This is a genomic window from Cohnella lupini (assembly GCF_003386205.1).
In the GTDB taxonomy this organism is placed as follows: Bacteria; Bacillota; Bacilli; order Paenibacillales; family Paenibacillaceae; genus Cohnella; species Cohnella lupini.
This window is the reverse complement of the sequence record NZ_QRDY01000023.1, coordinates 52167-62664: the sequence shown is the minus strand read 5'-3', so window position 1 is coordinate 62664 and position 10498 is coordinate 52167. Positions and strand designations below refer to the sequence as shown.

The 10498-nt window shown below is 48.3% G+C and carries 13 protein-coding genes and 1 rRNA gene; 2 read left to right on the top strand and 12 right to left on the bottom strand.

Going from position 1 to position 10498, the window contains the following annotated elements; all coding sequences use genetic code 11:
* The 3 genes from DFP95_RS24610 to DFP95_RS24600 form a co-directional block, all read right to left on the bottom strand.
* Positions 1 to 62 (bottom strand): 16S ribosomal RNA (locus DFP95_RS24610); the annotation flags it as partial.
* Between the two features lie 360 nt (positions 63 to 422).
* Positions 423 to 644, bottom strand: coding sequence for a hypothetical protein (locus DFP95_RS24605; RefSeq protein ID WP_115995348.1), 222 nt, complete (start codon positions 642 to 644; stop codon positions 423 to 425).
* Positions 645 to 785: 141 nt separating this feature from the next.
* A complete protein-coding gene (locus tag DFP95_RS24600; RefSeq protein WP_181907595.1) occupies positions 786 to 1394 on the bottom strand; it encodes a stage II sporulation protein M in 609 nt (202 codons plus the stop codon).
* 179 nt (positions 1395 to 1573) lie between these two features.
* Here DFP95_RS24600 and pdaB point away from each other — a divergent pair, with 179 nt between their 5' ends.
* Positions 1574 to 2374 carry a polysaccharide deacetylase family sporulation protein PdaB gene (pdaB, locus tag DFP95_RS24595; RefSeq protein WP_115995346.1) on the top strand — a complete coding sequence of 267 codons (801 nt, stop codon included), beginning with the start codon at positions 1574 to 1576 and terminating at the stop codon, positions 2372 to 2374.
* Here the strand turns inward: pdaB and DFP95_RS24590 are convergent.
* On the bottom strand, positions 2367 to 2981 hold the full coding sequence (locus DFP95_RS24590) for a KinB-signaling pathway activation protein (RefSeq protein ID WP_181907594.1): 615 nt from the start codon (positions 2979 to 2981) through the stop codon (positions 2367 to 2369). The two genes, pdaB and DFP95_RS24590, sit on opposite strands and share 8 nt — an antisense overlap.
* Before the next feature lie 138 nt (positions 2982 to 3119).
* On the opposite strand from DFP95_RS24590, the gene gerD reads away from it, so the two are divergent.
* Positions 3120 to 3815 carry a spore germination lipoprotein GerD gene (gene gerD / locus DFP95_RS24585; protein ID WP_115995344.1) on the top strand — a complete coding sequence of 232 codons (696 nt, stop codon included), beginning with the start codon at positions 3120 to 3122 and terminating at the stop codon, positions 3813 to 3815.
* Between the two features lie 66 nt (positions 3816 to 3881).
* Here gerD and DFP95_RS24580 read toward each other — a convergent pair whose 3' ends face one another.
* The 8 genes from DFP95_RS24580 to rplQ form a co-directional block, all read right to left on the bottom strand.
* A complete protein-coding gene (locus DFP95_RS24580) occupies positions 3882 to 5021 on the bottom strand; it encodes a P-loop NTPase (protein WP_115995343.1) in 1140 nt (379 codons plus the stop codon).
* A gap of 93 nt (positions 5022 to 5114) precedes the next feature.
* Positions 5115 to 5906, bottom strand: coding sequence for an N-acetylmuramoyl-L-alanine amidase CwlD (cwlD, locus tag DFP95_RS24575; RefSeq protein WP_115995342.1), 792 nt, complete (start codon positions 5904 to 5906; stop codon positions 5115 to 5117).
* A gap of 66 nt (positions 5907 to 5972) precedes the next feature.
* Positions 5973 to 7151 carry a sulfate adenylyltransferase gene (gene sat, locus DFP95_RS24570; RefSeq protein ID WP_115995341.1) on the bottom strand — a complete coding sequence of 393 codons (1179 nt, stop codon included), beginning with the start codon at positions 7149 to 7151 and terminating at the stop codon, positions 5973 to 5975.
* Positions 7152 to 7200: 49 nt separating this feature from the next.
* Positions 7201 to 7893: a phosphoadenylyl-sulfate reductase gene (locus DFP95_RS24565; protein ID WP_115995340.1), complete on the bottom strand. Its 693-nt coding sequence runs from the start codon at positions 7891 to 7893 to the stop codon at positions 7201 to 7203.
* A gap of 165 nt (positions 7894 to 8058) precedes the next feature.
* Complete coding sequence (rpsI, locus tag DFP95_RS24560; RefSeq protein WP_115995339.1) at positions 8059 to 8451, bottom strand: 30S ribosomal protein S9; 393 nt, start codon at positions 8449 to 8451, stop codon at positions 8059 to 8061.
* An 18-nt stretch (positions 8452 to 8469) separates the two neighbouring features.
* Positions 8470 to 8907: a 50S ribosomal protein L13 gene (rplM, locus tag DFP95_RS24555; protein WP_115995338.1), complete on the bottom strand. Its 438-nt coding sequence runs from the start codon at positions 8905 to 8907 to the stop codon at positions 8470 to 8472.
* 236 nt (positions 8908 to 9143) lie between these two features.
* Positions 9144 to 10004 (bottom strand): tRNA pseudouridine(38-40) synthase TruA, encoded by an 861-nt coding sequence (gene truA / locus DFP95_RS24550; RefSeq protein ID WP_115995351.1) that lies wholly within the window; start codon positions 10002 to 10004, stop codon positions 9144 to 9146.
* A 99-nt stretch (positions 10005 to 10103) separates the two neighbouring features.
* Positions 10104 to 10469 carry a 50S ribosomal protein L17 gene (rplQ, locus tag DFP95_RS24545; protein WP_115995337.1) on the bottom strand — a complete coding sequence of 122 codons (366 nt, stop codon included), beginning with the start codon at positions 10467 to 10469 and terminating at the stop codon, positions 10104 to 10106.
* Positions 10470 to 10498 lie beyond the last annotated feature (29 nt).

The window sequence follows — 10498 nt, the reverse complement described above, 5'->3', positions numbered from 1 at the left end:
ACTTGCATGTATTAGGCACGCCGCCAGCGTTCGTCCTGAGCCAGGATCAAACTCTCCATAATAAAGCGCCGTCGACAAGTCGACATTGCTTATAATAGAGCCTTTTGAGGCTCAATCTGTATTGCTGGTTTGCCTTCCGCAGACTCGAAAGTCCGCCTCAGACGTTTGTTGTTTCTTACGCTCAATGTTCAGTTTTCAAAGAACAATTTGTGTTTCGTTTTTCGTCGGCCGCGCTAACGGCGACTTTTATAATATACCACAGCTGACTAGTACTTGGCAACAGGTAATTTCTGACTGCCTTGATTGTTCATCATTTCCTTCGTCCGCTCGTCCCACCGAAAAGTGGGGCGAAAGCTAATTTAACATATACAAAGGGCCCCGGTCAAGCATTTGTTCGAATTTAATTGGATTTATTCGGATTATTATCTCTGCGACCTTAATCCCGTAGCATAACGGGACAATTCCCTAGGCGGAGCAATGCGCGCATACATCCGGAAGATGATTTTGTACCTTTTGGTTATCGCTTCTTTCACCGGTCCGTCCAATCTACGGTCACTCATATCAAGCAACATTTCGTCCATTTCTTTACGCAATAGATAATCGAATTCCTTGCATTCCTTTTCCGTGAACATCATCCCGAGCATAGAGTGCGAATCCTCCTGTGAACAAGCAGCGTTTGCCGAAGACTCTCCCTTTAAGTTCGCGGTCGAATGCTCTCCGGCATGTCCTACTGTTATGCTCTTTTTTTGCCAGCTTTATGACAAGCTATCCGCTCAAGACAAACTTTATCTCATTAACCAATAGGTAACGGTACTTTCGATTACGGCTCCGAGCAAAAGGAATACGACTATGACGATCAGCGCAGGCACGGATCCCGTCGCCGTCCTTACGAAAGGATGCCATGGAACCTTTTTCCCGAGCGCCGATCCGAAAATCCCTTTAATCAACGTCAATCCAAACCTCATACCGAACGCGCATCCCAAGAATACGGCCGAGAGCTCGAATATTCCATGCGGTAATAAGCCTTTCAACGTTAACAACCATACATTTTGTCCGTCCGCAGCTATATCTCCCAATAGGTATCCGATGATCATTCCGTTCGATACCAGCATGATTACCGGCATAATACCCGCGAGAATGCCCAATGCCATCACAAGAATAGTGTTGAAGATATTGTTCATTGTAATGAGCAGAAACATGGTGAACTCCGGATTGTCGGATGCTTTGGCATCGTTAGCGATAGCCGCAATACCTTTAATCTGTTGTTCCAGGAAATCAGCTGGAGCATTAGGAGTACCGCCAATCACGGCGCCAGCGAAAAACAACATAATCGAGAAAATAAAATACGGACGAATTTCTTTCCATGTCAACAACAATCCTTGGCGCGAAAACATATCGACACTTCCCCCATTATGACCGATTTGTATCCACTTCAACTTTATGGCTCTGTTTCTCATCCCTAAGAATAACTCTATGGGTCAAGCATACATTGATAGTATCCAAGTGCTCGTACACGTCCGTACGCGTGCGGACAAACGAAAGCACCTTACTCTGGAAAGGAGCCGATCAATCCATGAATCATTTTTTCGTGTTTAACGGACGGCGCATTAAGAAGTTCTTTTTCCTCACGGTTGCTGCTATTCTTGCCATTTCCGTCATTTGGGTTGAAAAGAACAATCTAAGCGTATTTGCGCCTCACCCGCCCGCCGCCGTGTACAGCATTCCAACCGAACGCAAAGTCGTTTCCCTTACCTTCGATATCAGCTGGGGCGAGAAACGAGCGGAGCCCATTCTGGAAATCCTGAAAGCCAAAAACGTGAAAAACGTAACCTTCTTCCTCTCTTCGCCTTGGAGCAAAGCCCATCCCGATATCGTCAAGAAAATCACGGACGCGGGGTATGAAGTGGGAAGCCATGGCCATAAACACGATAACTACAGCCAGTACAGCGAAGAAGAGATCCGCAAGCAAATCACGGTGGCCGACGGGATTTTGAGGGAAATGACGGGTAAATCTCCTAACCTGATTAGAATGCCGAACGGAGATTTCGACAAAAGAGTGCTAAGAATCGCCGAGGATCTGAACTACAAGGTCATCCAATGGGACACCGATTCCTTGGATTGGAAAAATCCCGGAGTGAATACGATCGTCAATCGCGTCGTAAACAAAGCCCATCCGGGGGATATTATACTTCTGCACGCAAGCGACTCGTGCAAGCAGACTCATGAAGCTCTGCCTACCATCATCGATCAATTGCGCGCGAAAGGTTACGACTTCGTAACGGTATCCCAGATGATTAATCAAACCGAAACCAATGGCAAGACCGTGGAGGATCGTTCCGCTTGGAACGAATTAGCCTCCCCCTACTTCACTTAGCCGTTGCAACGATCGGATTCGTATCGGCAGCTTTGCCAAGTAGGCGATGCAATTGCATGATTTGGTACGCGTTGCAAATGAATATCGGAATTAGCTGGTACAACAGCGACGAGATATCGCCTGTTTTGAACACCGGTACAGATTCCATTGTCGTAATCGATACCAGGAAAAAGATCGTCGGGATCCACGCTCCAACAGCCGTTTGATTCACCTTAAACCAGCCAACGATTAAGGAACCGACGATCAACGCAAGAGGAATTAACCAGTAGGTATAACTCGGGAAATTCGTATCGTAAGTCCAATAGCCGATCTCCACTAACACGAATACGGTTATGATGCCTTGAACGACAACCCAAGTGTACGGTCTTCTGAAAATACTGCGGGCTATATAGTTCAGCATGAGATATGCGAAAAAGCCCATGTGCGAAAATGCTCCGAAAGTCATTCCGATTAATGCCATCATAAGTATGTAGGACAACCAACCGCTTGCTTCGACATCGCGGAAGTCCGGATTGAAAAGCTGGATGCTCACGCTTCCTACTACCGTCACAATTGCGCCGATGAGTATGGTGACACCGAATAATTTCATCCATTTACGTAAATTCAAGTCTTGAAACCTCCTCTGTATGATCAACATTCATTTTACCATGAACATCATAAAAAGCCATGAACAACCCCTTATATTCGCACCGTCGTCGAAGCATACTACAGCCATAACCCCTATAGAAGGGAGGAGCTGTTCGATATGCGTTATCGATTGCGATGGTGTGGATGCATTATAGGGATGTCGCTGCTGCTTGCCTCTTGCGGTCCCGAGTCGGGAAGCAGCAGCAATGGCGCCCAAATGAGCTACAAAGAAGTAAAATCAATGGTTATCGATATTCTAGGTTCCGAAGAAGCGCAGAAAGCAATGGAAAAGGCTTCGACGGATCAATACGGATCAAGCACCTTGCAAATGAAGAGCATGACTCCGTCAGATCAAGCGCAAGTCAGAATCGCAGTAAAAGACGTATTAACATCTCCCGAATCCTCCACGATCTTGGAAAAAATCATGAAGGATCCCAAGTTCGCCGGAGAATTCGCCAAAGCGGTAAGCAAAGATAATAAACAAATTCACAAGGACTTGATGAAGGATCCTTCTTACCAGCATGAACTTGTCGATATGTTCAAAACGCCGGAGATGTTAAAAATCCTTACGGATTCCATGAAGACAAGCGATGTACGCAAGCTCATCATGAGCTCGGTCACCGAATCCATGGAGAACCCTCTCTTCAAGCTGGAGATTATGAAGTTATTGCAAAGCGTCGTCAAAGAAGAGTTAACTCCTGACACCGAGAAGAAAGACGAGAAAAAAGAAGGCGAAGAGAAAATCGACCAAGAAGGCGGAGGCCAAGACAACCAAGAAAGCGGCGGTCAAAGCAGCGGCGAAAGCGGCGGATAACGCTCTTAGCAAATAAAAAGCGGTTGAACGAGTATCCCCGTTCAACCGTTTTTGATTTATATTCGATTACTTGCCGCAACGATCTATAACGAGCTGAGCTAACGTCATATATTCCTTGCCGATATCGGAATCCGATTTGTATACGGATGGCGAGTAATCAGGCTCGGAAGGATGATTGTCCGGCGCACCCAACGGGAACTGGGCTAAGAGCTCCGTATTCAACGTTTCCGCAAGCTTGCCCCCGCCTCCGCGGCCGAACACGTACTCCCTTGCCCCGGTTTCTTTGCTTTCGAAGTAGGACATATTCTCGACTACTCCGATGATCTCATGGTTGGTTCTAATAGCCATCGATCCAGCTCTAGCGGCTACGAAGGCAGCCGTTGCGTGAGGCGTAGTAACGATGATTTCCTTGCTTTGAGGAATCATTTGATGGACATCGAGCGCAACGTCCCCCGTACCGGGCGGCAGATCGAGCAGCAAGTAATCCAATTCGCCCCATTCGATCTCGGCGAAGAAATTTCTTAGCATCTTGCCGAGCATCGGACCTCTCCAGACGATCGGACTATTGTCTTCCACGAAGAAGCCCATGGATATGACTTTGACTCCGAACCGTTCGACCGGTTTTATTTTATCCCCGATCTGCTCCGGACGCTCCTCGATCCCCATCATATCCGGAACGCTGAAACCGTAAATATCGCTGTCGATAAGCCCGACGCGTTTTCCTTGGCGCGCCAGTGCCACCGCAAGATTAACCGTTACGGTCGATTTGCCGACTCCGCCCTTGCCGCTAGCAATGGCGATGAACTCGACGCCGCTTTCCGGATGCAGGATCGGATGCTTATCCATCCCGGCTCCGTGACCTTTAATCGGGGCAGGCTTCTTCTCCTCGCCATGCGAATGCGTAGACGACGCACTTTGCCGGTTACCAGGTTGAAGCTTGGAAAGCGCCTCGGTTTTCTCATGCTCCGTCATGGCGCGAATACGAAAGTGCGGATTAACGATATTAATCCTCGACAACGCTTGCGTTAACCCCTGCTCGACAATGGTATTCTGATCCGCGCTATCGGGATGAAGCACGACCGACATGGACACGGAAGCATCGCGAATGACGATATCTCTCACCAACCCAAGATCGGTTAGGCTATGTTTAAGCGTAGGTTCGAGTACGGGTTGAAGAACTTCCAATACGTTTTCCCTGGTGACCACCAATTTCGACCCCCATTTTTGTTTCGAATTCTCCTATTACAAGTTCACAATCTGCTTTTCGGAGCCGGCATTCTTATTGAACAACCTCTCTTATTATAGCACAGGCTCTTCCGTTTCACCGGACGCATATCTCAGAATTCCCCGATAAATCGCTCCCGCGACTTTACGCTGGTAGGCTTCGTCCGCAAGAAGATTTGCCTCTTCCGGATGCGAGAGGAAACCAACTTCGACAAGCGCTGTGGGCATTTCTAAAGTTTTGAGCAAATAGATAGTAGCTGCTTGCTTGGCTATTCGCTGCGTATTGCCCAGTACGTCCCGAAGCTCCGATTGAATTACGGTAGCCAACTTCTTTCCTTCTTGGTTCTTTGGCGAGAAAAAGGTTTGGGCACCTGACCAGCGAGGAGAGGGAAAGCTGTTCATATGTATGCTTAACGCAATATTCGCCTTCTGATCGCGAACCCGATCAGCCCTCTGCAGAAGATCTTCCGTCTTGCGGCGTGAATATCCTTTGGTTTCGGGAGACGCCAGATCATAATCTCCCTCCCGCGTAAGGAGGACCACAGCTCCTGCTTGTTGGAGATAGTCCCTCAGATACAGCACGATGGCAAGATTCAAATCCTTCTCGATTACCCCATCTCTGCTGGCCGCTCCCCCATCTGCTCCGCCGTGTCCGGCATCCAATGCGATAACCTTCCCCGTTAAGGGCAAAGTCCAATGCGTCCAAGTTCTTGAGGAGGGAATCTCGCTTAAGAATACCGTAACGGTCAACGCCATTAAACAAATAACGATCGCAACTCTCAACAACGCCCGCCGAGTCATCCAAATAATCAGACGACGACGCTTGCTCAACAACGACCACAACCGATATAACTGCTTATTAAACATCAAAAATCCACCTCGTCCCGGGAAAGCTCCCTACATCTTATGGGACAAGGTGGATAAATATGATTGTTAGATTACATATGTTTTGCTTGCTTCGGCCATTCCTTCGATGAGAATCGCCGCCACTTCGGGACGGGAGAACTCAGGGGGAGGGCAAATACCGTCCCGCAGCAATGCGCGAACCTTCGTACCCGACAGAGTCAGGTGATGCTCTTTATCATGCGGGCAAGTCTTGCTTGATGCCATATTCCCGCACTTGGTGCAGAAAAAGCTATGCTCGAAATACAAAGGCGTAATTCCTAATTCCTCTACCGCAAAGGTCTTAAGTAGATCCTGCGCCTCGTAAGTACCGTAATAATCGCCTACCCCCGCATGGTCGCGCCCTACGATAAAGTGCGTGCAACCATAGTTCTTGCGAACGAGAGCATGGAAAATCGCTTCCCTAGGGCCGGCATAGCGCATAGCTGCCGGGAATACGCCAAGGAATGCGCGGTCTGTAGGATAATAGTTCTCCAGCAAAGCAAGATAGCTCTTCATCCGAACGTTAGCCGGCACGTCGTCGGATTTGGTCTCGCCCACCAGTGGGTTCAAGAACAATCCATCCACGATTTCCATAGCCGCTTTCTGAATATATTCATGCGCTCTGTGTACGGGATTGCGGGTTTGGAATCCGACTACCGTTTTCCAACCTTTCTCCGCGAAGAGACGCCGAGTTTCCGACGGATCGAAATAGAACTCGTTGAACTTTTCGGGAACAGGACGATTCAAGACCTGGATCGAGCCGCCCAAATAGTTGTCGGGACGATCGAATAGCTTTACTACTCCAGGATGCTCGATGTCGTCCGTCTTGAAAATTTGAACCGCTTCATGATGCTTGTTAACTTTATAAATGCTTTCCACGTTGATTACGGCATAGACGACGCCATCGTTCTCTCCGACAAGCGCCGCTTGTTGGCCGATGCTTAGCGTTGCAGCTTGATCGTCCGTTAGGGCAAGAGTAATCGGAATGCTCCAGATCGTTCCGTTAGAAAGGCGAATGTTGTTGACTACCGATAAATAATCGTCTTCGTTCATAAAACCGGTTAGCGGACTAAACGCCCCTACTCCAATAAGATCCAAATCGGATATTGTCCAAGTATTGACCGGAATGGAAACCAAATCGGCTGCTTTAGCCAGCAAAGCATCGCGTTCTTGCCCCTCTGCGACGCGATTAACCAATGTACCGCCGTGCGGTAGAAATGCGCTCATGATCTGAGTAGCTCCTTCTGTCTTCTTGTTGGATTTATTCGAACGTTAATTATTTATGCAGTCCGCATTCAGTCTTCTCGTTACCTGCCCAACGTCCCGCGCGAGGATCTTCCCCTGGCATGACGGCTTTCGTGCAGTGCTCGCAGCCGATGCTTGGGAAGTTCTGATCATGCAGAGGGTTGTAGATAATATCGTTCGCTCTGATGTACTCCCATACATCTTCGGAAGTCCAAGAAGCCAAAGGATTAAATTTCACGAGTCCGAATTTCGTATCGTATTCCACTTTCTTCGCGTTGGCACGTGTAGGCGCTTGATCGCGTCGAATGCCCGTAATCCATGCCTCGTATTGAGATAGGATTCGAGTTAAGGGTTCCACTTTACGAAGATTGCAGCATGAAGTCGGTTCGCTTTTCCATAGCTCCTCGCCATATTCCGCGGCTTGTTGCTCCGGCGTAAGCTTCGATTTGACCTCGACGAACTTCAGGTTGTATTTCTCGGCCATGCGATCGCGAGTTTCGTAAGTTTCTTTGAAGTGAAAGTCGGTGTCCAGATAAAAAATATCAGTAGACGGACTGATCTTCTGAATCATGTCCACGAGTACAACGTCTTCTGCCCCGAAGCTGCATGCGAAGGTTATATTCGGAAAAGTTTCGATAGCCCACGCGATAAGTGTTTCCGGCGAAGCGTTCTCGAATTCTTCCGCTTTAATTCGGATAAGATTTTCCTTTTCGATTAAGTTCATTCAAATCGACCCCCGTTATATCCTAGTAATTAAGTATGATTACATATTAGTATACGCTTTGATAAGGGAATGTTCAATCAAATATCCACATATTTCTAACGCAAAAAAAGTGTCTTCCCCACCATGATAAATGGGAGGAAGACACTTTTGGTTAGGCGATAAATATTAACGTTTCGAGAATTGAGGAGCGCGACGAGCGGCTTTCAATCCGTATTTCTTACGTTCTTTCATACGAGGGTCACGAGTCAAGAAACCGGCTTTCTTAAGAGCAGGACGAAGTTCCGGGTCCGCTTTAAGAAGTGCGCGGGAAATTCCGTGACGGATAGCGCCGGCTTGACCGGAAGTTCCGCCGCCGTGAGCCAGTATAAGAATATCGTATTTGTTCACCGTTTCGGTAAGGTTAAGCGGTTGTTTAACGATCAATTTCAATGTTTCAAGATCGAAATAGTCGTTGATTTCGCGTTTGTTGATAACGATGCGGCCTTCACCCGGCACGAGTCGAACTCGCGCTACGGAGTGCTTGCGGCGACCCGTTCCTAAATATTGCACTTGAGCCATTCGTAAGTCCTCCTTTTTTTATCCGCGAAGTTCGTAAACTTCAGGTTGTTGGGCTTGATGCGGATGTTCCGCTCCAGCGTATACTTTAAGCTTGGTTTGAAGCTGATGACCCAGCTTGTTCTTAGGAAGCATTCCGTAAACGGCAAGCTCGATGATGCGAGCTGGACGCTTCTGAATCATTTCCCCTGCAGTAGTCGTTTTCAATCCGCCCGGATAGTGGGAGTGAGTGTAATATTTCTTTTGTTTAAGCTTGTTGCCGGTAAGTACGATCTTTTCGGCGTTGATTACGACAACGAAATCACCTGTATCGATATGAGGGGTGAATTCAGGTTTGTGCTTGCCGCGGATAAGGGCAGCAGCTTCGCTAGCCAGACGACCAAGGGTTTTGCCTTCGGCGTCGATGATAAGCCATTTGCGCTCTACTTCTAGAGGCTTAGCCATAAAGGTTGTACGCATGAAACATCCTCCTTTTGGTAATGATCTCGCTTGTATGTGGTACGGCTATTACGATTTTCAATCATTCATATCTTAGTTGTAAGGTTAGGTATGCATAAGCTTAAGTAGTCGGATGAGAAGTCCTTTCCTTCAAACTCAGCAAATAGCGCGACATTTCTACGCTGGGGCCGTGGGTAGCCGCGCAGAAAGCACAAAATTTATTGTACATGAAATCGGGCTGTTATGCAAGCAGATATTTATCGAGTTTGCTCGCCGATCATGCTGTCCGAATATCTTGGACCATAGACGACTTCCCATAAGGTAAGGCCATGCGGGACCGCCGTGGGACCGGCTCTGGCCCTGTCCCTTGCGGCGAGTATTTCAGCCATGTCGGCAGAAGTTCTCTTGCCTTCGCCGATTTGTATCAGCGTTCCAGCAATGATGCGAACCATATTGTACAGGAAGCCGGTTCCCGTGATATGCAGATGAATGACGCCTCTTTGTTTGCCCGGATAGAAACGTTCATCCCAGTCCCTCCCGAAGTCGTTAGCCGTATCCGCCATTTGTTGGTAGTCTCTATTCGTTTCCACTACCAATCTTGCTTCGAGTATCGTCCGAATATGGCTAGGCTTCGTAGACTGGGGTGCGGTGAAAGATGAAAAATCGTGTTTACCCAGCAAACATTCAAGACCTGCGCGCATGGCTTCGAAATCCAGCGGCGTTGGATGATGGAATTCATAACGGCGACGGAATAGATCCGGAGTCCGATTGCAATTAATCGTATAGCGGTAAGTCTTGCTTAGAGCCTTTCGTCGGGCATGAAAATGTTCGGGAACGACATAAGCGCACTGAATAACAATATCGTTGGGAAGTCTCGTATTCAAGGCTAGCGCCCATCGATCGATAGGAATGCTTGATTCCGTACTAAAGTTCACGATTTGGCCTCTTGCATGAACTCCCGCGTCCGTGCGTCCGGACCCGATAACTTTTACCTGCTCGCCGGACAACATGTAGATCGCGTGCTCCAGCCTGTCTTGAACGGTGTTACCGCTCGGCTGGCTTTGAAATCCGTAGTATTCCGTGCCGTCATAACTGACGATGAGAGCTATATTCCGCACCATCTCATCCTCCAAGCATATCTGAATGACCAAGTGGTAGTCCCACAAAAAAAGGATGATCCGAATTCACGATTCGGGCCATCCTTCTTTGCTCCGTTCTTACGCGCGATCTACGAGCTCGAGATACACCATCGGAGCTGAATCTCCGCGGCGGGGTCCCAACTTCAAGATGCGTGTATATCCACCCGGACGTTCCGCATAACGCGGAGCTAGTTCAGAGAACAGTTTTTGGATGGCGTCTTGATCGCCGTTAAGGCTCTCACGACGCACGAATGCCGCTACCTGACGACGGGCGTGCAGGTCGCCGCGTTTAGCGAGAGTAATCAATCTCTCGGCGATAGAGCGCACTTCCTTAGCTTTCGCTTCAGTCGTTTGAATGCGCTCGTACAGGAACAGGTCGGTACACAAATCACGGAAAAGTGCTTTCCGAGAGCTGGAATCGCGACTCAGTTTTTGATAAGCCATTTGTTTTCCCTCCTCACTAGTGCAGTTAC

What these genes read in the sequence shown, in the direction of transcription:
- rplM (WP_115995338.1), bottom strand. Translation starts at nt 8,907, where the DNA reads ATGCGTACAACCTTTATGGCTAAGCCTCTAGAAGTAGAGCGCAAATGG.
- rpsI (WP_115995339.1), bottom strand. Translation starts at nt 8,451, where the DNA reads ATGGCTCAAGTGCAATATTTAGGAACGGGTCGCCGCAAGCACTCCGTA.
- DFP95_RS24600 (WP_181907595.1), bottom strand. Translation starts at nt 1,394, where the DNA reads ATGTTTTCGCGCCAAGGATTGTTGTTGACATGGAAAGAAATTCGTCCG.
- pdaB (WP_115995346.1), top strand. Translation starts at nt 1,574, where the DNA reads ATGAATCATTTTTTCGTGTTTAACGGACGGCGCATTAAGAAGTTCTTT.
- rplQ (WP_115995337.1), bottom strand. Translation starts at nt 10,469, where the DNA reads ATGGCTTATCAAAAACTGAGTCGCGATTCCAGCTCTCGGAAAGCACTT.
- DFP95_RS24605 (WP_115995348.1), bottom strand. Translation starts at nt 644, where the DNA reads ATGCTCGGGATGATGTTCACGGAAAAGGAATGCAAGGAATTCGATTAT.
- DFP95_RS24565 (WP_115995340.1), bottom strand. Translation starts at nt 7,893, where the DNA reads ATGAACTTAATCGAAAAGGAAAATCTTATCCGAATTAAAGCGGAAGAA.
- cwlD (WP_115995342.1), bottom strand. Translation starts at nt 5,906, where the DNA reads ATGTTTAATAAGCAGTTATATCGGTTGTGGTCGTTGTTGAGCAAGCGT.
- sat (WP_115995341.1), bottom strand. Translation starts at nt 7,151, where the DNA reads ATGAGCGCATTTCTACCGCACGGCGGTACATTGGTTAATCGCGTCGCA.
- gerD (WP_115995344.1), top strand. Translation starts at nt 3,120, where the DNA reads ATGCGTTATCGATTGCGATGGTGTGGATGCATTATAGGGATGTCGCTG.